The organism is Micromonospora sp. ATA51 (assembly GCF_016802855.1).
Classification (GTDB): domain Bacteria; phylum Actinomycetota; class Actinomycetes; order Mycobacteriales; family Micromonosporaceae; genus Micromonospora; species Micromonospora sicca.
This window is the reverse complement of sequence record NZ_JAEVHJ010000025.1, coordinates 18871-39945: the sequence shown is the minus strand read 5'-3', so window position 1 is coordinate 39945 and position 21075 is coordinate 18871. Positions and strand designations below refer to the sequence as shown.

General features: G+C 73.7%; 19 protein-coding genes and 4 pseudogenes. 21 read left to right on the top strand and 2 right to left on the bottom strand.

Annotated elements, in window-relative coordinates:
- From JNW87_RS07035 to JNW87_RS07025, 3 genes and pseudogenes are all read left to right on the top strand, one after another.
- Window positions 1-1420 (top strand): annotated as a pseudogene (locus JNW87_RS07035) (RsmB/NOP family class I SAM-dependent RNA methyltransferase); the annotation flags it as partial.
- 104 nt (window positions 1421-1524) lie between these two features.
- A complete protein-coding gene (locus JNW87_RS07030) occupies window positions 1525-2088 on the top strand; it encodes a M28 family peptidase (protein WP_309233918.1) in 564 nt (187 codons plus the stop codon).
- A gap of 245 nt (window positions 2089-2333) precedes the next feature.
- A pseudogene (locus JNW87_RS07025) lies at window positions 2334-3202 on the top strand (aminopeptidase); the annotation flags it as partial.
- 40 nt (window positions 3203-3242) lie between these two features.
- Here the strand turns inward: JNW87_RS07025 and JNW87_RS07020 are convergent.
- Together JNW87_RS07020 and JNW87_RS07015 are read right to left on the bottom strand one after the other, a co-directional pair.
- Window positions 3243-4133: a septum formation family protein gene (locus JNW87_RS07020; protein ID WP_238453330.1), complete on the bottom strand. Its 891-nt coding sequence runs from the start codon at window positions 4131-4133 to the stop codon at window positions 3243-3245.
- A gap of 85 nt (window positions 4134-4218) precedes the next feature.
- Window positions 4219-5106, bottom strand: coding sequence for a septum formation family protein (locus JNW87_RS07015; RefSeq protein ID WP_238453329.1), 888 nt, complete (start codon window positions 5104-5106; stop codon window positions 4219-4221).
- A gap of 257 nt (window positions 5107-5363) precedes the next feature.
- Between JNW87_RS07015 and rpe the strand changes: the two genes are divergently transcribed.
- From rpe to pheT, 18 genes and pseudogenes are all read left to right on the top strand, one after another.
- A complete protein-coding gene (gene rpe / locus JNW87_RS07010) occupies window positions 5364-6044 on the top strand; it encodes a ribulose-phosphate 3-epimerase (protein ID WP_238453328.1) in 681 nt (226 codons plus the stop codon).
- A 1-nt stretch (window position 6045) separates the two neighbouring features.
- Complete coding sequence (locus JNW87_RS07005; RefSeq protein ID WP_109802760.1) at window positions 6046-7002, top strand: response regulator; 957 nt, start codon at window positions 6046-6048, stop codon at window positions 7000-7002.
- Between the two features lie 424 nt (window positions 7003-7426).
- Window positions 7427-8487, top strand: a pseudogene (gene ribD / locus JNW87_RS07000) (bifunctional diaminohydroxyphosphoribosylaminopyrimidine deaminase/5-amino-6-(5-phosphoribosylamino)uracil reductase RibD).
- Between the two features lies 1 nt (window position 8488).
- A complete protein-coding gene (locus JNW87_RS06995; protein WP_109802762.1) occupies window positions 8489-9115 on the top strand; it encodes a riboflavin synthase in 627 nt (208 codons plus the stop codon).
- Window positions 9115-9810 (top strand): nicotinamide riboside transporter PnuC, encoded by a 696-nt coding sequence (gene pnuC / locus JNW87_RS06990; protein WP_109802763.1) that lies wholly within the window; start codon window positions 9115-9117, stop codon window positions 9808-9810. Before JNW87_RS06995 ends, pnuC begins: the two co-directional genes overlap by 1 nt.
- Window positions 9807-11072 (top strand): bifunctional 3,4-dihydroxy-2-butanone-4-phosphate synthase/GTP cyclohydrolase II, encoded by a 1266-nt coding sequence (locus tag JNW87_RS06985; protein WP_109802764.1) that lies wholly within the window; start codon window positions 9807-9809, stop codon window positions 11070-11072. The genes pnuC and JNW87_RS06985 overlap by 4 nt, the downstream gene beginning before the upstream one ends.
- A 2-nt stretch (window positions 11073-11074) precedes the next feature.
- The gene (ribH, locus tag JNW87_RS06980) at window positions 11075-11575 is read left to right on the top strand and encodes a 6,7-dimethyl-8-ribityllumazine synthase (protein WP_109802765.1); all 501 of its coding nucleotides are present in this window, start codon (window positions 11075-11077) and stop codon (window positions 11573-11575) included.
- A gap of 414 nt (window positions 11576-11989) precedes the next feature.
- Window positions 11990-12253 carry a phosphoribosyl-ATP diphosphatase gene (locus JNW87_RS06975; protein WP_109802766.1) on the top strand — a complete coding sequence of 88 codons (264 nt, stop codon included), beginning with the start codon at window positions 11990-11992 and terminating at the stop codon, window positions 12251-12253.
- Between the two features lie 45 nt (window positions 12254-12298).
- Window positions 12299-13144 (top strand): ATP phosphoribosyltransferase, encoded by an 846-nt coding sequence (gene hisG / locus JNW87_RS06970; RefSeq protein ID WP_238453327.1) that lies wholly within the window; start codon window positions 12299-12301, stop codon window positions 13142-13144.
- Window positions 13141-13581, top strand: coding sequence for a DMT family transporter (locus JNW87_RS06965; protein WP_238453326.1), 441 nt, complete (start codon window positions 13141-13143; stop codon window positions 13579-13581). Before hisG ends, JNW87_RS06965 begins: the two co-directional genes overlap by 4 nt.
- Window positions 13548-14102 (top strand): DMT family transporter, encoded by a 555-nt coding sequence (locus JNW87_RS06960; protein ID WP_238453325.1) that lies wholly within the window; start codon window positions 13548-13550, stop codon window positions 14100-14102. The genes JNW87_RS06965 and JNW87_RS06960 overlap by 34 nt, the downstream gene beginning before the upstream one ends.
- On the top strand, window positions 14099-14569 hold the full coding sequence (locus JNW87_RS06955; protein ID WP_201749724.1) for a PH domain-containing protein: 471 nt from the start codon (window positions 14099-14101) through the stop codon (window positions 14567-14569). Before JNW87_RS06960 ends, JNW87_RS06955 begins: the two co-directional genes overlap by 4 nt.
- Before the next feature lie 355 nt (window positions 14570-14924).
- The gene (gene infC, locus JNW87_RS06950; protein ID WP_089015062.1) at window positions 14925-15575 is read left to right on the top strand and encodes a translation initiation factor IF-3; all 651 of its coding nucleotides are present in this window, start codon (window positions 14925-14927) and stop codon (window positions 15573-15575) included.
- 19 nt (window positions 15576-15594) lie between these two features.
- Window positions 15595-15789, top strand: a complete 195-nt coding sequence (gene rpmI / locus JNW87_RS06945; protein WP_109801027.1) for a 50S ribosomal protein L35 — start codon at window positions 15595-15597, stop codon at window positions 15787-15789.
- Window positions 15790-15821: 32 nt separating this feature from the next.
- Window positions 15822-16214, top strand: coding sequence for a 50S ribosomal protein L20 (gene rplT / locus JNW87_RS06940; RefSeq protein ID WP_109801026.1), 393 nt, complete (start codon window positions 15822-15824; stop codon window positions 16212-16214).
- Between the two features lie 29 nt (window positions 16215-16243).
- Entirely contained in the window at window positions 16244-17089 is an 846-nt protein-coding gene (locus JNW87_RS06935) for an RNA methyltransferase (protein ID WP_109801025.1), read from the top strand.
- A gap of 210 nt (window positions 17090-17299) precedes the next feature.
- Window positions 17300-18373: a phenylalanine--tRNA ligase subunit alpha gene (gene pheS, locus JNW87_RS06930; protein ID WP_238453324.1), complete on the top strand. Its 1074-nt coding sequence runs from the start codon at window positions 17300-17302 to the stop codon at window positions 18371-18373.
- A 38-nt stretch (window positions 18374-18411) separates the two neighbouring features.
- A pseudogene (gene pheT, locus JNW87_RS06925) lies at window positions 18412-20959 on the top strand (phenylalanine--tRNA ligase subunit beta).
- Window positions 20960-21075: the final 116 nt, after the last annotated feature.

The window sequence follows — 21075 nt, the reverse complement described above, 5'->3', positions numbered from 1 at the left end:
ACCGCCCGCGCGGCGGCCAGTTCGGCGCGGACCGGCGTGGCGCCGGCCGGCGGCCGGTCCGGCCCGCCGTCGACCTGCCGCGGCAGGTCGCGTACCAGGCGATCGCGGCGGTGCACCGGGACGACGCGTACGCCAACCTGGTGCTGCCGGCGATGCTGCGGGAGGAGGGGCTGGTCGGTCGGGACGCCGCCTTCGCCACCGAGCTGACCTACGGCACGCTGCGCCAGACCGGCACCCTCGACGCGATCATCACCGACGCCGCCGGGCGGGACGTGCAGCGGATCGACCCGCCGGTACGCGACGCGCTGCGGCTCGGGGCGTACCAGCTCCTGCACACCCGGGTGCCTGCGCACGCGGCGGTCTCCTCCACCGTCGACCTGGTGCGGTCGGTGGGCCCGGGCGCCACCGGCTTCGCCAACGCGGTGCTCCGCGAGATCACCACCCGGGACCTCGACGGCTGGGTGGCGAAGCTCGCCCCGGCGACGGAGACCGACCCGGTCGGCCATCTCGCGCTGGCGTACAGCCACCCGCAGTGGATCGTCCGGGCGTTCGCCGAGGCGCTGGGCGGCGATCTCGGCGAGACCGAGCGGCTGCTGATCGAGGACAACGAGCGGCCGCCGGTACACCTGTGCGCCCGGCCGGGCCTGGCGGACCCGGTGGAGCTGGCCGACGAGGTGGGCGGCGCCCCGGGCGCCTTCTCGCCGTACGCGGTCTACCTGTCCGGCGGCGCGCCGGGTGACCTGCGGGCGGTGATCGAGGGGCGGGCGCACGTCCAGGACGAGGGCTCCCAGCTGGTGGCGAATGCCCTGGCGGTGGCGCCGTTGGACGGCCCGGACGCCCGCTGGCTCGACCTCTGCGCGGGACCGGGCGGCAAGGCCGGCCTGCTCGGCGCCCTGGCGGCGCAGCGCGGCGCCCGGCTCACCGCGGTGGAGGTGGCCGAGCACCGGGCCCGGCTGGTCGAACAGGCCACCCGGGGCCTGCCGGTGGCTGTGCTCGCCACCGACGGGCGGACGGTCGGCGGGGACCCGGAGCTGCCGAGGGGCACTTCGACCGGGTACTGGTAGATGCCCCCTGCACCGGGTTGGGCTCGTTGCGCCGGCGACCGGAGTCCCGCTGGCGCCGCCAGCCCTCGGACCTGCCGCCGCTGACCCGGTTGCAGCGGGAGCTGCTCACCGCGGCGCTGCGCGCGGTCCGCCCGGGCGGCCTGGTCGCCTACGTCACCTGCTCCCCGCACACGGTGGAGACGCATGTGACGGTGACCGAGGCGGCCCGCCGGTGCGGCCTGCCGGTCGACTTCGTCGACGCCCGGCCGCTGATGCCGGCCGGCATGCCGGGGCTGGGCGACGGGCCCACGGTGCAGCTCTGGCCGCACCGGCACGGCACCGACGCGATGTTCCTGGCGGTGCTGCGCCGGGGCTGAACCCGCGACGTACCGCATTGACCTGCTCGGATGCGGTGGGTTATGCCTGCCCCACCCGCCCCCGACCGCGCCGGGCTTGTGACACCCCGTTGACTCCTTAATCGATACATGTAACTGTATCGATTATCGGCATCACCCCCGATCCGCCCCCGCCGATCCCCACGAGGAGTCTCGATGAGACGTCGTACCCCGATCGCGGGCCTCGCGCTCGCCCTCTGCGCCGGCATGACGGCGACGCTGGCCGCGACGACGGCCAGCGCGGCGCCCGCTCGCTCAGCGCCACCCAGAAGAGCTACCTCAAGGGCTACTACAACTTCGACATGGTCGGCTCGCCCAACGGCGGCTACTTCATCAACCGGATCACCTCCACCACGGCCGCGCCGCTGAAGGCGTACTGGGACTCGCTGAACATCCAGCCCGAGGAGAACGTCGAGGGGCAGGGCCGCTCCGACGACTACCCGTTCCAGCAGGCCGGCATCGCCACCTCCGGCTACGCCACCGGCGCCAGCGCCCGCAAGACCACCACCCAGGCCAGCAAGTGGGGCGGCACCGCCAACTCCGCGTACGACTCCTGCTACCGGAATGCGGGCCAGTGCTCCGCCCTTCAGGGCGGGGGTGAAGGCCGCGCGGGGAGGGCCGCCAAGGCCCGAGCCGTGCCGTTGACGTAACGTGGGCAGGCGGTGGTACGGTGACCACGTGCGGGGCGAAGGGTAGTTCCGGAAGCCCCGAAGCGTCACGACGGACACAGCGTGACATTGTCGCCGCAGGGCATGTGGAGACGAAAAACGCCTGTGGAGCGGACGTAAGACCGGGGCAACCTCCGGCGGATCGCGGTGAAGCAGGAACCCACCCGGGCGTTGCGCCGCGCAGCGCGGAGGGAATCCCCGCCATTCATGGCGGTGGAGGAAGTCAACACCGGTCGTGCGACACCGCCAGCAACATCAACGCGACCATCCTCAACCGCAGCGCCGACGGCGTCGCGTACGCGATCTGGCAGCTCGCGGTCGGCGGCACCCCGACCAACGACTTCGCCGTGGCGGTGAGCCCCACCGCCGGCAGCGTGGCCCGGGGCGCGACGACCATCGCGACGGTCAGCACCACGACCACCAGCGGCAACGCGCAGACGGTGAACCTGTCGGCCACCGGCGCGCCGAGCGGGGTGACGGTGTCCTTCAGCCCGTCCTCGGTGACCTCCGGCGGCTCGGCCACCATGACGGTCAGCGCCTCGGCGACCGCTGCCACCGGCACCTTCACCGTCACGGTCACCGGCACCGGCTCGGTCAGCCACAGCGCGACGTACGGCCTCACTGTGACCGGCACCGGCGGCTGTGCCGGCGGCCAGCTGATCGGCAACAGCAGCTTCGAGTCCGGTACCACCCCGTGGACCGCCACCTCCGGAGTGATCACCAACTCGACCGGCCAGGCGGCCCGACCGGCTCCTACAAGGCCTGGCTGGACGGGTACGGCAGCACCCACACCGACACGCTGTCCCAGTCGGTGACCGTGCCGGCCGGGTGCGCCAGCTACACGCTGGCCTTCTGGCTGCACATCGACACCGCCGAGACCACCAGCTCGACGGCGTACGACAGGCTGACCGTCCAGGTCGGCACCACCACGCTGGCGACGTACTCGAACCTGAACGCCGCCACCGGCTACGCGCAGCGCACGTTCAACATGGCCGCGTACGCGGGCCAGACCGTGACGCTGAAGTTCACCGGCGTCGAGGACTCGTCGTTGCAGACCAGCTTCGTGGTCGACGACGTGACGCTGCAGGCCGGCTAGCCGGGACCGGTCAGTGGGGCGGGCGAGCGGCCCGCCCCACTCACTGGATCGGCAGGCTCCTGGTCCCGGCGCCCTTCAACGACCGGGTCAACGTGCGGTCGTCGATCCAGAGGAAGCACTGCACGCCGTGGTTGCCGTCCCGCCACTCCTCCTCGAAGGGGTGGTAGATGACGGTGCCGGCGCGGTACTGCAGATCGCTGTTGTTCGGCACCTTGACGTACTTGGCGATCAGGCCCCGGCAGGCCTTGTGCGCCCGCAGTGAGGTGCGCCGGAACTCGGCGTAGCTGATGTCCGGCGCCTGCCACACGCCGACGAACTCGGCGTGGTGCTTGCCGGTGCAGGCCACCGGCCGCATCTCGTCGATGTCGTCCTTGACCAGCTTCGGGTTGAAGCAGCCGTAGGCGAGCGGGGAGCCCGGGGCCAGCGCGCCGCGCAACGAGGCGCGGCGCGGGATGATGCTGCCGTCGTCGAGGCTGGCCACCTCGGAGACGTCGCAGCGGAACCAGCGGGCGCCGCCCGTCCAGGCCACCGCGGACGGGAACACCACCGAGACCAGCAGTCGCCCGGACCGCCAGTCCGCGCCCACCGCCTTGCCGACCTGCTTGTCGCACTCGACGCGGGCGGTCCGCGCGCCGGCCGAGCCGGTTCGCGGGGGAGCGCCCCGCTCGGCGTCCGGCCCGGTCAGTGTGCCGACGTGCAGGGTCTCCGCCCGGTGGGAGGCGGTGCACTCGACCGGGTTGTAGCCGCTGAGGTAGCCGATGTCCTGGACCGTGGGATGGCAGGCGCCGTTCTGCGGGACGAAGCCCTTCGCCGGCGCGAGGGCCGGCCAGTCGTCGGCCAGGTTTCGGTCCACCCCGGCGGGCGCGCCGCAACCGGCGAGCACCAGCACCGCCGTCCCGGCCACGGCGACCGCCGTCCACCACCGCCGCATTCGCCGACCTCCCCGTCGTCCGTCGTCGCGCCGGCCGGCTGGCACCGCCGGTACGCCACGGCGCAGCAGCATACGGCACCCGGGCTCAGATGACGGGTAGTCCCTGCGGGCCGACGCCGCGCATTGAGCGGGTGAGCCTCCGGTCGTCGCTCCACAGGAAACAGCGCACCCCCCGGTCGCCCTCCTCCCACTCCCGCTGCGACGGCGGGTAGAAGATCGATCCGGCCCGGTACGGCAGGTCGCTGTTGTTGGGCACGTTGGCGAAGACGGCGATGAGCGCCATGCAGCGCCGGTGCACCTGCTGGCTCGACCGGGTGAAATCCGCCCAGCTCATGTCGCGTTCCACGTAGACGCCGACGAACTCGGCCCGGTGCGGCTCGGTGCAGAGCACCGGCGCCATGTAGTTCAGGTTGTTGCCGATCAGCTTCGGGTCGAAGCACCGGTGCACCAGCGGGTTGTCGCCGACCATCGCGCCGCGCAGGCTGCCCACCCGGTTGGCCGGCCGGGTGTTGTCGATGCTGTCGGTCTCCGCCAGGTCGCACCGGTACCAGCGGGCGCCGGCGAGCCAGGCGGTCACCGAGGGCACCGCGATGTTCATGGTGAGCCGGGCGGAGTGCCAGTCCCCGCCGATCACCTCCCGGGCCCGCTGGTCGCATTCGGCCCGGGCGGTACGCAGCGCGGCGGACCCGGGTTCGGGACGGGCGCCGGCCGCGGCCGGCCCGGTGAACGCGCCGACGTGCACGGCCTCGGCCAGGTGGCTGCGCCCGCAGGCCACCGTCTCGTAGGTGCCGGCCTGCACGACCGCGGTGATCCGGGGCAGGCAGGCGTCCGTGGCGGGGATGAACAACTTGGGCGCCGGCAGGGCGGGCCAGTCGTCGATCAGGTCGCCGTCGGCCCGGTGCGGCTGGACGCAGCCGCTCAGCACCGCCGTCGCCGTGCCGGCCAGCGCCAGCGCCACGAGCCACCGTCGCATCGTCCGCCCCTTCCGGGAGATGGCAGCCGGTCGCCGCGGCCCGTACGGCGGCCCGCCGCCGGGCGTGCAGCATATGTGACCGTCCCCGATGGAGTGTTGCGGTGTTTCCGCCGATCGGCCAGTCGCGGCTGGCTTTTCGTCCGGGTTTTCGGGTCCGGGAGGGCCGATTCTGCACCATCGGTCACGGCCGGGTCACAGCGGGTCCGGGTTGGTGCCGTGCCGCGAGCGGCGGGTGACCGCATTCGTACACTGGCCCCGTGACCGTACCGCCGCCCATCGTCGCGCCGAGCATCCTGGCCGCCGATTTCGCCCGCCTCGCCGACGAGGTCCGCGCCGTAGAGCATGCCGCCGACTGGTTGCACGTGGACGTCATGGACAACCACTTCGTGCCGAACCTGACGATCGGGCTGCCGGTGGTGCAGAGCCTGCGCGCCGTGACCGAGCTGCCCTTCGACGTGCACCTCATGATCGAGGATCCACGCCGCTGGGCGCCCGGGTACGCCGACGCCGGGGCGTACAACGTGACGTTCCACGCCGAGGCGTGCGACGACCCGGTGGCCCTGGCGAAGGACCTGCGCTCGGCCGGGGCGAAGGCCGGGCTGGCGATCGACCGGGACACCCCGATCGAGCCGTACCTCGACCTGCTGCCCAGCTTCGACACCCTGCTGATCATGACGATCAAGGCCGGGTTCGGCGGCCAGCGGTTCATCCCGCAGCTCCTCGACAAGGTGCGGACCGCCCGCGGGCACGTCGACAGCGGCCACCTCGAGTTGCGCATCGAGGTCGACGGCGGGATCGGTGCCGACACCATCGAGCAGGCCGCGGCCGCCGGCGCGGACGCGTTCGTCGCCGGCACCGCCGTCTACGGGGCCGGCGACCCGGCCGAGGCGGTACGCCGCCTGCGCGCCCTGGCGGAACGCGCGGCCAGCGGGGCCTGAGGTGGACCCGGCCGGCGAGCGACCCGACGTCATCCTGGTCGTCGACGACGACGAGGACATCGCCCGTTTCGTCGAGTTCAACCTGCGGCTGCACGGCTTCGAGGTGATCCATGCCGGCGACGGCCAGGAGGCGCTCGAGGTGATCGAGCGACAACGACCGGACCTGGCCGTGGTCGACCTGATGATGCCGCGCATCGACGGCCTGGAGCTGACCCGCCGGCTGCGCGCCGACCCGATGACCGCCGCTCTGCCGGTGATCATGCTGACCGCCAAGGGAATGACCGTGGACAAGGTGCACGGCCTCAGCGCCGGCGCCGACGACTACCTGGTCAAGCCCTTCGACACCGCCGAGCTGGTGGCCCGGGTCAGCTCCACCCTGCGCCGCAACAAGGAGTTCCGGGAGGTCTCGCCGCTGACCGGGCTGCCCGGCAACAGCCGGATCCGGCGGGAGATCAGCGACCGGGTCCGCAACGGCGTCGACTACGCGGTCGGGTACATCGACATCGACCGGTTCAAGAGCGTCAACGACCGGTACGGCTTCGTCCGCGGCGACGAGTTCATCTCGGCCCTGGCCCGCAGCCTGCACCGGGCGGTGGTCTCGATCGGGCTGCCGCCGGCCTTCCTCGGCCACGTCGGCGGCGACGACTTCGTCATCGTCTGCACCCCCGGCCAGGTCCGGCCGCTGACCAGCCGGGCGGTGGTCGACTTCGAGAAGGCCGCGGACGCCCTCTACGACCCGACCGACCGGGAGCGCGGGTTCGTCGAGCTGAAGGACCGGCGGGGCAACATCCGGCGGGCCGCGCTGGTCACCCTCTCCATCGGCGTCTCCCTTTCCGACTCCGGGAAGCGCTTCTCGGACCCGCTGGAGGCGATCGCGGTGGCCTCGGAGATGAAGACGGTCGCGAAGAGCCAGCCCGGGTCGTACGTGGCGGTCGACCGGCGGCGCGGCGTCACCTGACCGTAACCGGACATCTGTGAGCTACCTCGCCTCCCCTGGCGACGGGGGCGGTCCGGCGTGTAAGACTTCCGGTGTACCCACCACGCGCTGGCGGGGCTCGGTGAAATTCCGAACCGGCGGTGATCCACGGTCCGACCGTGGTAAGCCCGCGACCCGGACGGCTTCGGCCGGACGGTGGACCTGGTGAGAATCCGGGGCCGACGGTGGGGAGCGGTCCGTCCGCCCCCCGACAGTCCGGATGGGAGACAGCGCGCGGGACGGGGAGGGCCCCCTGCTGGCCGCTGACACCCTCAGCGCCGCGTGGGCTCCCCGGGGCCGGCCGTGCCGTCCCCGGATCTCCGCCGCCGCCTGCCTGCGGCACGCCGTGCCGTCACCTCCCGCCCCGCCCGCGCGCGACCGGCGAGTGAGAGGGCAGGGGCTGGCGATGACGAGCGTCTCCATCGATGAGGCGATGCGTCGCGCGATCGCGCTGGCCGCCCGCGGGCTGGGCACTACCAGCCCCAATCCGGTGGTCGGCTGCGTGCTCCTGGACCCGGACGGCGAGGTCGTCGGCGAGGGCTTCCACGCGTACGCGGGCGGGCCGCACGCCGAGATCGTCGCGCTCGCCCAGGCCGGCCGGCGGGCCCGCGGCGGCACCGCCGTGGTCACCCTGGAACCCTGCGACCACACCGGCCGCACCGGACCCTGCAGCCACGCGCTGATCCAGGCCGGCGTGGCCCGGGTGGTGGTCGCCGTCGGCGACCCCAACCCGGTCGCCTCCGGCGGGGCCGCCACCCTGCGCGCCGCCGGGATCCAGGTCGATTTGGGGGTACGCGCCGAGGAGGCCGAGGCCGGCAACGTCGCCTGGCTCACCTCGATGCGCCGGGGCTGGCCGTACGTCATCTGGAAGTACGCCGCCACGCTCGACGGGCGCTCCGCCGCCGCCGACGGCACCAGCATGTGGATCACCTCGGAGGCGGCCCGGATCGACGTGCACGCGCTGCGCGGCACCGTCGACGCGGTCATCGCCGGGGTCGGCACCGTGCTCGCCGACGACCCCCGGCTCACCGCCCGCAACCTGCGCGACGGCACCCTCGCGATTCGGCAGCCGCTGCGTGTGGTGGTGGACAGCGCGGGGCGTACGCCCCCGGCGGCCCGGGTCCGCGACGGCGCCGCGCGACGTGGATCGCCACCGCCGCGGAGGTCGGGGCCGGCCCGGACGGCCGGGTCGACCTGCCGGCGCTGCTGGCCGAGATGCATCACCGCGGCGTGCGGGCGGCCCTGCTGGAGGGCGGCCCCCGGCTGGCCGGCGCGTTCCTCGCCGCCGGGCTGGTCGACAAGGTCGTCGGGTACGTCGCGCCGAAGGTGCTCGGCGCCGGCCCCACCGCCCTGCTCGACGCGGGTGTGGGGACCATCGCCGACGCCATCGAATTGGAACTCACCGACGTTACGCAGGTCGGACCCGATCTGCGGATCACCGCGCTGCCCCGGAAGAGGGAGGCCTGACATGTTCACCGGCATCGTCGAGGAACTGGGCGAGGTCGTCCGGACCACCGAGACCGGGGGTGACTCCGCGCTGGTCGCCATCCGCGGCCCGCTGGTCACCTCGGACGCCCGGCACGGCGACTCCATCGCGGTCAACGGGGTCTGTCTGACCGTGGTCGACGTCGACGGCGGCGTCTTCACCGCCGACGTGATGGGCGAGACCCTGCGCCGCTCCGCGCTGGGCGCGCTCCGCCCGGGCGACCCGGTCAACCTGGAGCGGGCCGCCGCGCTCGGCAGCCGGCTCGGCGGGCACCTGGTCCAGGGCCACGTCGACGGGGTCGGCGAGCTGATCTCCCGGGAACCGGCCGCGCAGTGGGAGACCGTCCGGTTCCGGCTGCCCGCCGCGCTGTCCCGGTACGTGGTGGAGAAGGGCTCGATCACCATCGACGGCGTCTCGCTGACCGTCGCCGAGGTCGGCGACGACTGGTTCGGCGTCGGGCTGATCCCCACCACCCTCAAGCTGACCACGCTCGGCGCCAAGGGCGTCGGCGACCCGGTCAACCTCGAGGTGGACGTGCTGGCGAAGTACGTCGAGCGGCTGCTCGGCGACCGCCTCGCCGGGGGCGCCCTGCCCGGTGGTGACCGCTGATGGGCCCGCTCGGCTGGCTGCTCGACGCCCAGGTCCAGGTGGCCGGTTCGCCGGTCCTGGTCCGGGAGATCGTCGGCAACGTCTTCGGCCTGGCCTCGGCGCTGTTCGGGCTGCGCCGGCTGGTCTGGGCCTGGCCCGTCGGCATGATCGGCAACGCGCTGCTGTTCACCGTCTTCCTCGGCGGTGTCTTCGCCACCCCGCAGGCGCACGACCTCTACGGCCAGGCCGGCCGGCAGGTCTTCTTCTTCGCGGTCAGCGTCTACGGCTGGTGGCGCTGGTCGCGCAACCGCCGCGCCGGGGCGGGGGAGCAGCCCGCCGTGACGCCTCGCTGGGCCACCGGCCGGGAACGCCTGGGCCTGCTCGCGGCGGCGGCGGTCGGCACCGCGGCCGGGTACCCCGCGCTGGCCGCGCTCGGCTCGTGGGGTCCGCTGCCGGACGCCTGGATCCTGGTCGGCAGCCTGCTCGCCACCTACGGCATGGCCCGCGGGTGGGTCGAGTTCTGGCTGATCTGGATCGCCGTCGACGCGGTCGGCGTGCCGCTGCTGCTGCGCGGCGGCTTCTACCCCTCCGCCGCCATGTACCTGGTCTACGGCGCGTTCTGCGTCTGGGGCCTGGCCGCCTGGTGGCGGGCCTCGCGGGCCGCCCCGCCGGCTCCCACCCCGATCCCGCCCACCTACTCGGAGGCAGTGGCATGAGCGCCTTTGGCAGCATCGAGCAGGCGGTGGCGGACATCGCCGCCGGCCGGCCCGTCGTCGTGGTCGACGACGAGGACCGCGAGAACGAGGGTGACCTGATCTTCGCGGCCGAGCGGGCCACGCCCGAACTGGTGGCCTTCATGGTCCGCTACACCTCGGGCTACATCTGCGTGCCGCTGACCGAGAGCGAGTGCGACCGGCTGGACCTGCCGCCGATGCACCACACCAACCAGGACCGGCGCGGCACCGCGTACACGGTGACCGTGGATGCCCGGGAGGGGATCAGCACCGGCATCTCGGCGGCGGACCGGTCGCACACCATCCGGCTGCTCGCCGACGCCGCCACCGACCCCACCGACCTGGCCCGCCCCGGGCACGTGGTGCCGCTGCGGGCTCGCGAGGGCGGGGTGCTGCGCCGGCCCGGGCACACCGAGGCGGCGGTCGACCTGACCCGGCTGGCCGGGCTGCGCCCGGCCGGGGTGCTCTGCGAGCTGGTCAACGACGACGGCACCATGATGCGCCTGCCTGACCTGGAGAAGTTCTGCGCCGAGCACGGGCTCACCCTGGTCACCATCGCCGACCTGATCGCGTACCGGCGGCGGAATGAGAAGCAGGTGGAGCAGGTCGCGGACGCGCGGATGCCCACCCCGTACGGGGTCTTCCGGGCGCTCGGCTACCGCAGCGACTACGACTCCGCCGAGCACATCGCGCTGGTCATCGGCGACCTCGGCGACGGGCGGGACGTGCTGGTCCGGGTGCACTCCGAGTGCCTCACCGGCGACGTCTTCGGCTCGCTGCGCTGCGACTGCGGCCCGCAGCTGCAGGCCGCCCTGGCCCGGGTGGCCCAGGAGGGGCGCGGGGTGGTCCTCTACGTGCGCGGGCACGAGGGACGCGGCATCGGCCTGCTGCACAAGCTCCAGGCCTACCAGCTCCAGGACCTGGGCCGGGACACCGTCGACGCGAACCTCGACCTGGGGCTGCCCGCGGACGCCCGGGACTACGGCACCGGCGCGCAGATCCTCTACGACCTCGGCGTCCGCTCGATGCGGCTGCTCACCAACAACCCGGCCAAGCGGGCCGGCCTGGAGGGCTACGGCCTCACCGTGAGCGGCCGCGAGGGGCTGCCGATCCGGTCGAACCCGGAGAACGTGCGGTACCTGCGCACCAAGCGGGACCGGATGGGGCACCTGCTGGACGAGTTGGACGAGGTGACCGAGGCGCCGATGGGCCGCCCGGTCGACGGCGACGAGATCGGAGCGTAGACATGGCGGGTTTCGGCGAACCGGGCGTGACGGCGGTGGACGCCGCCGGGCTGACGGTGGGCGTGGTCGCCGCGCGCTGGCACGGCGACCTGACCGACCACATGGTCGACCGGGCGGTCGCCGCCGCGCAGGCGTGCGGCGCCCGGGCGGTGGTGGCCCGGGTCGCCGGCTCGGTGGAGCTGCCCGTGGTGGCCCAGGCGATGGCCCGCCGGTACGACGTGGTGGTCGCCCTCGGCGTGGTGGTCCGCGGCGCGACGGCGCACTTCGACTACGTCTGCCGTTCGGTCACCGACGGGCTGACCCGGGTGGCCCTGGACGAGGGCAAGCCGGTCGCGCACGGGGTGCTCACGGTGGAGACCATCGAGCAGGCCCGGGACCGGGCCGGGCTGCCCGGCTCGGCGGAGGACAAGGGCTGGGCGGCGACCGTGGCGGCGCTGGACGCCGCGCTGGCGATCCGCGGCCTCGCCGCGGCCAACGGCCAGCGGGTCGGCTTCGGCGGCTGACCGGACCGCCCGGGGTGTGGGCGTCGCGGTCGCCCCGGCCAGGCCGCCGCGAGTAGTCCGGTTGCCCACTACGAAGCTGATGTCGCGGATGACTCACCAGCCCGGACCGGGCGCGGCGGCGACCGGACATCCTGCCCTTCTCGTCCCGTAAAAGTCCGGCGGCGTACCGGGACACCGGGAGCAGCGCAGGATTTCGCCACCGAGCACAGCCGCCCGACCACGATTCGCGTATCGCCGGATGAATCGTTGACGTCATCAGCTTCGTAGCGTCCGAGCGGCCCACCTGCGGGCCGCTGCGGGCGCGGTCCCGACGCTCGGCGCCGGCAGGACCGCCCGTCCGGAATGTGGTCGGGGTTCCGCCGCGCCGGACCCGGAGCGTATGGCGACGACGGACGGCTGGAAGAATCGCGTCCCGTGAAGACGTTCGAGGAGCTGTTCGCCGAGCTGCAGGCCAAGGCCGCCGCCGGCACCCCGGGCTCGGGCACCGTAGAGGCGCTGGAGCGGGGGGTGCACTTCATCGGCAAGAAGGTCGTCGAGGAGGCGGCCGAGTCGTGGATGGCCGCCGAGCACGAGGGCCCGGAGCGGGCCGCCGAGGAGATATCCCAGCTGCTCTACCAGGCCCAGGTGCTGATGCTCGCCACCGGTCTCGAGCTCAAGGACGTCTACCGACATCTCTGAGTGCCCCCACCCGTTGATCAATCCCGATCGAAGGAGCACTCCGTCATGCTGCGTGTCGCCATACCCAACAAGGGCACCCTGGCCGAGCCGGCCGCCCAGATGCTGCGCGAGGCCGGTTACCGGCAGCGCCGCGACCCCAAGGACCTGGTCTGCCGCGACGAGGCCAACGACGTCGAATTCCTCTACCTGCGGCCCCGGGACATCGCCACCTACGTCGGCTCCGGCGACCTGGACCTCGGCATCACCGGCCGGGACCTGCTGGTCGACTCCGGCGCCCCGGCCGAGGAGATCGTCGACCTCGCCTTCGGCGGGGCCACGTTCCGCTTCGCGGCCAGCCCGGACACCATCGACTCGCCGAAGGAGCTGGGCGGGCACCGGATCGCGACCGCGTACCCGGGGGTGGTCCGCCGCTACCTCGACGACAACGGGTTGAGCGCGGACGTCATCCGGCTCGACGGCGCGGTGGAGAACGCGGTCCGCCTGGGCGTGGCCGACGTGGTGGCCGACGTGGTCTCCACCGGCGCCACCCTGCGCCAGGCCGGCCTGCAGATCATCGGCGAGCCGCTGCTGGTCTCCTCGGCGGTGCTGGTCCGGCGCGTCGGGGCGCCCGGCTGCGCCCAGTCCGAGCAGCTGCTCCGCCGGCTGCACGGCGTGCTGGTCGCCCGGCGATACGTGATGCTCGCCTACGACGTGCCGGCCGGCCTGCTCGACCGGGCCAGCTCGCTGACCCCCGGGATCGAGTCGCCGACCGTCTCCCCGCTGCACCGGGAGGGCTGGGTCGCCGTGCAGGCGATGGTGCAGCGCGACGACGCGCACCGGATCATGGACGAGCTCTACGAGCTGGGCGCCCGGGCGATCCTGGTCACCAACATCCACGCCTGCCGGCTGTGAGGCCGCTCCCCTCGTCGGCCGCCCTCCCCCTGGTGGTGCTGGGCGGGGCGGCGTCGGCGGCCCAGGGCGTGGTCAACGCCGAGCTGGGCGAGCGCGCCGGCAACCCGGTGCTCGGCGCGGTGGTCAACAACCTCGGCGGCAGCCTGCTCGTCGTGCTGGGGCTGTTCGCCGTCCCGTCGATGCGCGCCGGACTGGCCGTGCTGCGCCGGTCCGGGCTGCCCTGGTGGTCGTACCTGGGCGGGCTCGGCGGCGCGGCGATCGTGGTGATCGGCACGTACGTCGTCCCGGTGCTGGGGGTGGCGGTCTTCACCATCGCCCAGGTCGCCGGGGGCAGCGTCGGCGGGCTGGCGGTGGACCGGGCCGGCCTGGCCCCGGTGGGGCGGCTGCCGTTCACCGTGCCCGGGTGGCCGGGGCGCTGCTCGGCGTCGGCGCGGTGACCCTGGCCCAGCTCGGCCGGCCGGTCGGCGACCTGGCGGTCGGTCTGGTGTTGCTCGCGGTGGCGGGTGGCCTGGCGGTCGCCCTCCAGTCGGCGCTGAACGGGCGGGTCTCCGCCGCCAGCACCACCGCGGCCGGCATCGCGGTCAACTTCGCCGTGGGCACCCCGGTGATCCTGGCGGTCGCGGCGCTGGTCGGCGCGTTCGCCACCCGCCCCGGTTGGCCGGGGCAGTGGTGGTTGTACGGGGGCGGCCTGCTCGGCGTGGGCATCGTGCTCTCCCTGCTGGTCGGGGTACGCGCGGTCGGCGTGCTGCGGACCGGGCTGGCGTTGGTCGCCGGGCAGCTCGGCGGCGCGCTGCTGCTGGACGTGCTGCTGCCCGGTGGGGCCGGTGCCCGGCTGCCGGTGCTGGCCGGCGCGGCGCTCACCCTGGTCGCGGTCGTGGTGGCCGGTGGGCGGCGACGCGCCGCGATCGGTGTGGCACCGGACCGGAGCCCGGAGCCGGATGGCAGACTGGTCGGGTGAGCGATGCACTGGTGACCGTGCGGCCGCGGCGGATCCGGGTGGTCTGCTGGGCCTCGGCGGCGACCCTGCTGGTGGTCTTCAGCCTGGTGGCGACCTCGCTGACCGGCCGGACCGGCGACGGCTACGGCACGTTCCAGCGCGGCGACCAGCTGGCCATGATCGGGCTGGGCGTCTTCGGCGCGCTCGGCATCCTGCTCTTCACCCGGCCGCGGGTGGTGGCCGACGCCAGGGGCGTCCGGGTGCGCAACGTGATCGGCTCGTACGAGCTGCCCTGGGAGGTCGTCCGCGGGGTCCGTTTCGACCGGGGCGCCCCGTGGGCCAGCCTGGAGCTGCACGACGACGACCTGCTGCCGATGGTCGCCCTCCAGGCGGCCGACAAGGAGCTGGCGGTCGAGGGCGTGCGCGCCCTGCGCCGGCTGCACCAGGCGCACCTGGCCGCCCTCGCCGGCGACCCCGCCCCCCGCTGACCCGGAAATCCGCAGGCCGGGGCGCAAGGGGACGGGTGGGCCGAGTTGGGGATGGCCGGGGCGAGGGTGTAGTCTTGCCAGGTCGACCAGACTGCCCCCGTTCCGACGTGCGGGCGGTCTTGAAGCGGAGCGCCTGCTCCCACCCGAGTCGCCCCTGACGGTGGCCGGGTCCGGTCACCGGTTCCGGGGACATCCCGGTTCCGGATGCGCGATCATGTGATCGTGCCGACCGGTCGAGCGGGCCCTGGCATGCGCCGGGGCCTTCTGCTTTCCGGGCGGCTCCCACCCGGGGGCCCGCGGGGTCGGACACGCAGGAGAACCGACTCGAGGAGGCCCCATCAGCGTCGAACCACGCGTGAACGAACAGATCCGGGCACGTGAGGTCCGACTGGTCGGCCCTGAGGGTGAGCAGGTGGGCATCGTCCCGCTGGAGCGCGCCCTGCAGCTGGCCGCGGACGTCGACCTGGACCTGGTCGAGGTTGCGCCGATGGCGCGCCCGCCGGTGTGCAAGCTCATGGACTTCGGCAAGTTCAAGTACGAGAGCGCACTGAAGGCGCGCGAAGCGCGGCGTAACCAGCAGCAGACCGTCATCAAGGAGATGAAGCTCCGGCCGAAGATCGACCCGCACGACTACGAGACCAAGAAGGGTCACGTGGTGCGGTTCCTCAAGGCGGGCGACAAGGTCAAGGTGACGATCATGTTCCGCGGTCGCGAGCAGAGCCGCCCGGAGCTGGGTTACCGGCTCCTGCGCCGGCTCGAGTCCGAGATCACGGACCTGGGATACGTCGAGGCCGCTCCGAAGCAGGACGGTCGAAACATGATCATGGTTCTCGCCCCGCACCGGGCCGTGAAGGCCTCCGCGGTCGCCGCCACGGCGTCCCGTGGTGGACCTCGGGAACGGGCCGCGGAGGAGGCCGGTGCTCCGGAGGCCGGCGAGACCCCGGAGGCCGGCGAGACCGCCGCAGCCGGCGAGACCGGCCCGACCGCTGACACCAGCGGCCAGTAACAGGGAGAAGACGTTCCACATGCCGAAGATGAAGAGCCACACGGGTACGGGCAAGCGGGTCAAGGTGACCGGCACGGGCAAGATCGTTGCCCAGCAGGCCGGCCTCCGCCACAAGCTGGAGAAGAAGTCCTCCACCCACACCCGGCGGCTGACCGGCACGGTCGAGCTGGCCAAGGCCGACGTCAAGCGAATCAAGAAGCTGCTCGGCCGCTGACGCGCGCCACCTGAACCGAAGAAGGAGTTGAGATGGCACGCGTCAAGCGGGCTGTGAACGCCCACAAGAAGCGTCGTACCCTGCTGGAGACCGCGAGCGGTTACCGCGGTCAGCGCTCCCGGCTGTACCGCAAGGCCAAGGAGCAGGTGCTGCACTCGATGCAGTACGCCTACCGGGACCGTCGCGACCGCAAGGGCGACTTCCGGCAGCTCTGGATCCAGCGCATCAACGCTGGCGCCCGGGCCAACGGCATGACCTACAACCGGCTGATCCAGGGCCTGCGCCTGGCCGGCATCGAGGTCGACCGCAAGATCCTGGCCGACCTGGCCGTCAACGACGCCGCGGCGTTCGCCGCGATCGTCGAGCTGGCCCGCGCCGCCGTGGCGGCCGAGGGCACCGGTGGCGCCGCGGCCCAGGCCGCCTGATCCACCCACCGCAGATCGAGGCGTCTCCCATGCAGTCACCATCGCGCGGGAGGCGCCTCGACGCTGTCTCCGGCCCGTTCACCCCGCGTACCCCCAGAGTGGTCGCGGCTCGCCGGCTGCAACGCCGCCGGGACCGCGAGGCCACCGGCCGGTTCCTGGCCGAGGGTCCGCAGGCGGTCCGCGAGGCGCTGGCCCGCGCCGGGACGGTCACCGAGCTGTTCGGCACGCCCGCCGCCCTCGACCGGTACGCCGACCTCGCGGCGCAGGCCGCCCGGGCCGACGTACCGGTCTCCGAGGTGACCGACGACGGGCTCGCCGCGCTCGCCGAGACCGTCGCCCCGCAGGGCCTGGTCGCCGTCTGCCGGCAGCTCGACGTCCCCCTGGAGACCGCCCTGTCCCGGGGCCCGCGGCTGGTCGCGGTGCTCGCCGAGATCCGCGACCCGGGCAACGCCGGCACCGTGCTGCGCACCGCCGACGCCGCCGGCGCCGGGGCGGTGGTCTTCGCCGGCGACGCCGTCGACCCGTACAACGGCAAGTGCGTGCGCTCCTCGGCCGGCAGCCTCTTCCACGTCGACGTGGTCCGCGCCCCCGACCCCCGCCAGGTGGTCGACGCGCTGCGGACCGCCGGGCTGTCCGTTCTCGCGACCACCGGGTACGGCGACAGCGATCTCGACGATCTGGCCGACGCCGGCCGGCTCGCCGCCCCCACCGCGTGGCTCTTCGGCTCCGAGGCGCACGGGCTGCCCGAGGAGCTGACCGGGGCCGCCGACGCCCGGGTCCGGGTGCCGCTGTACGGGCGCGCCGAGAGCCTGAACCTGGCTGCGGCCGCCGCCGTCTGCCTGTACGCTTCAGCCAGAGCGCTGCGCCGACCCTGAGGTCGCGCGGCCACCACAGCAGGGGGTCGTCCACGTGATGAACGCGCCACGGCGTTCGTTTAGCCAGCCCGCCGGTGTCGGCGGGCGGCGGGCCTGACCCTTCCTCCTGCGCGTAACTCCCACCGGCGGGCTGCGGCACAGCCGCGCGTCCGTAGACTCGCTTCGCCGCCCGTGAGGGCCGGCGCCGCCGTGAGGGAGTGCCCGTACGCCATGAGCTACCGCAACGATCCGTACGACCCGAAGCAGGTCGCCCTGCTCGACCCGGACGCCCTGGCCGCGGCCGTGGCCGACGCCGAAAAGGCGTTCGCCGCCGCCGCCGACCCGGACGCGTTGACCGCGCTGCGCCCCGCGCACCTCGGTGACCGGTCCCCGGTCTCCCTGGCGCGGCGGGAGATCGGCGCGCTGCCGCCGGCCGCCAAGTCCGACGCCGGCAAGCGGGTCAACGAGGCCCGCCGCGCGATCGAGGCCGCGTACGCCGCCCGGCAGGAGACCCTGGAGCGCGAGCAGGCCGAGCGGGTGCTGGTCGAGGAGCGGGTCGACGTGGCCCTGCCGTACGACCGCCGGCCGCGCGGCGCCCGGCACCCGTTGAGCACCCTGATGGAGCAGATCAGCGACTTCTTCGTCGGGATGGGCTACGAGGTGGCCGAGGGGCCCGAGGTCGAGCTGGAGTGGACCAACTTCGACGCGCTCAACATCCCCGCCGACCACCCGGCCCGCGGCCTGATGGACACCTTCCACATCGCACCGCCGGAGGGCGCCGAGAGTTCGGGCCTGGTGCTGCGTACGCACACCTCGCCGGTGCAGGCGCGCACCATGCTCACCCGCAAGCCGCCGATCTACGTGATCGTGCCCGGTCGGGCCTACCGCACCGACGAGCTGGACGCCACCCACGCGCCGGTCTTCCACCAGGTCGAGGGCCTGGTGGTGGACAAGGGCATCACGATGGCCCACCTGCGCGGCACGCTGGACCACTTCGCCCGGGCGATGTTCGGGCCGGAGGCGAAGACCCGGTGGCGGCCGCACTACTTCCCGTTCACCGAACCGTCGGCCGAGTTCGACGTCTGGTTCCCAGAGCACCGCAGGGGGCCGCAGTGGGTCGAGTGGGGCGGCTGCGGCATGGTCAACCCGCGGGTGCTGCGTGCCTGCGGCATCGACCCGGAGGTCTACTCCGGATTCGCCTTCGGCATGGGCATCGACCGGACGGTGATGGTCCGGCACGGGGTCGGCGACATGCGGGACATGGTCGAGGGGGACGTGCGGTTCACCCGCGCGTTCGGGGTCTAGACGGCGCCACGAGCTAGGGAGACGGTGGTTTAAGAGTCATGCGAGTTTCTGTCAGTTGGCTGCGGGAGTACGTCGACCTCCCCGCCGACCTGCCCACCGGCGACCTGGAGCAGGCGCTGGTCGACCTCGGCATCGAGGTCGAGTCCATCGTCGACCTGCGGGAGACCGTCACCGGGCCGCTGGTGGTCGGCGAGGTACGCGAGATCGAGGAGCTCACCGGCTTCAAGAAGCCCATCCGCTTCTGCCTGGTCGACGTCGGTGACGCCAACGGCACCGGCGAGCCGCAGGAGATCGTCTGCGGGGCGACGAACTTCGCCCAGGGCGACAAGGTGGTGGTGATCCTCCCCGGCGGCGTGCTGCCCGGCAACTTCGCCATCGGGGCGCGCAAGACGTACGGGCGCAACTCCAACGGCATGATCTGCTCGGCCAAGGAGCTGGGTCTGGGTGACGACCACGCGGGCATCATCGTGCTGCCCGAGGACACCCCGGCCAAGCCGGGCGACGACGCCCGCCCGGTGGTCGGCCTCGACGACACCGTGGTCGAGATGGAGATCACCCCGGACCGCGGGTACGCGCTGAGCGTGCGCGGCATCGCCCGGGAGCTGTCGCACGCCCTCGGCGTGCCGTTCCGCGACCCCGCCCTGGTCCCGGTGCCCGGCGCCACCGAGCGGCCGGCGTACCCGGTCGAGGTGCGGGACACGGTCGGCTGTGACCGGTTCGCCGCCCGGATGGTCCGTGGGATCGACCCGACGGCGGAGACCCCCGGTTGGCTGTCCCAGCGGCTCACCGTCGCGGGCATCCGCAGCATCTCGCTGCCGGTCGACATCACCAACTACCTGATGCTCGAACTCGGCCAGCCGATGCACGCCTTCGACGTCGACCGGATCAGCGGGCCGCTGGTGGTCCGCCGCGCCGAGCCGGGGGAGAAGCTGACCACCCTGGACGGGGTGACCCGCACTCTCGTCCCCGAGGACATGGTGATCTGCGACGACACCGGCCCGATCTCGCTCGCCGCGGTGATGGGCGGCGAGACCAGCGAGGTCCTCGCCGCCACCACCAACGTGCTCTTCGAGGCCGCGCACTGGGACCCGGCGATGGTGGGCCGGACCGCCCGCCGGCACAAGCTGTTCAGCGAGGCGGCGAAGCGCTGGGAGCGCGGTGTCGACCCCGCCCTCCCGCTGGTCGCCCTGGAGCGGGCGGTGCGGCTGCTCACCGAGCACGCCGGCGGCACGGTCGGCGCGGAGATCCTCGACATCGACCACGTCCGGCCGCGTACCCCGGTGACCCTGCCGGCGGAGCTGCCGTCCCGGCGGGTCGGGGTGGTGTATCCGCCGGAGCGGGTGATCGAGCTGCTGGAGCAGGTCGGCTGCACCGTCACCCGGGGCCCGGACCGGCTGGGCGAGGACCCGGGCGAGGTCGGGGTGGCCGCCGGTACCGGCGACGTGCTCACCGTCACCCCGCCGAGCTGGCGGCCCGACCTGACGGACCCGGCCGACCTGGTCGAGGAGGTGGTCCGCCTCGACGGGTACGACCGGGTGCCCTCGCTGCTGCCGGCCGCGCCCGCCGGCCGTGGCCTGACCTGGCAGCAGCAGCGCCGCCGGGCGGTGGCCCGCTCGCTCGCCGAGCGCGGGTACGTCGAGGTGCTCGCCCACCCGTTCGTCTCCGCCGAGCTGGCCGACCAGCTCGGCCTGCCGGCGGACGACCCGCGGCGGCGGGCGGTGCGGGTGGCCAACCCGCTGTCCGAGGAGGAGCCGCTGCTGCGGACCACCCTGCTCGGCCCGCTGCTCGGCATCCTCAAGCGGAACGTCGGCCGGGGGCCTGCGGGACATCGCGATCTACGAGATCGGCACGGTGTTCCACCCGCGCCCGGGTGCCGGCGCCCCGCCGGCCATGGGCGTGGACCGCCGGCCCACCGACTCCGAGTTCGCCGCCGCCGACGCGGTGGTGCCGGACCAGCCGCGGCACGTCGCCGTGCTGGTCGCCGGCGACATCGAACCGGCCGGCTGGTGGGGCGCGGGCCGGGCGGCCGGCTGGGCGGACGCGGTGGAGGCCGGCCGGGCCGTCCTCGCCGCCGCCGGCATCCCCGCCGACCGGGTGACCGTCCGGTCCGCCGAGTACGCCCCCTGGCACCCCGGCCGCTGCGCCGAGCTGCTCGTGGACGACGCGGTGGTCGGGCACGCCGGTGAGCTGCACCCGGCCGTGGTGGCGACGCTGGAGCTGCCCCGCCGGACCAGCGCCATGGAGCTGAACCTGGACGCGGTGCCCGCCGCGCCGGTGGTGACCGGGCCGGCCATCTCCACCTTCCCCCCGGCGCTCATCGACGTGGCCCTGGTGGTGGACGACCCGGTTCCCGCGGCCGAGGTGCAGCGGGCCCTCACCGAGGGGGCCGGCGAACTGCTGGAGGACGTCCGGCTCTTCGACGTGTACGCCTCCGACCAGCTCGGCGCGGGCCGCAAGTCGCTCGCGTACAAGCTGACCTTCCGGGCCCCGGACCGGACGCTGACCGTGGACGAGGCGGTGGCGGCCCGGGACGCGGCCGTGGCCGAGGCGGCCCGCCGCTTCGGCGCCACCCTGCGCGGCGCCTGACCGGCACCTGCTCACGGCCCCGATCCGGCGCGTCCGGGTCGGGCGGCTGGCCACGGTCGTCTCTCGCCCCTCGTGATCCGGCCGCTGCGCAGCGTCACGGATCGTCCGAAAGGCCA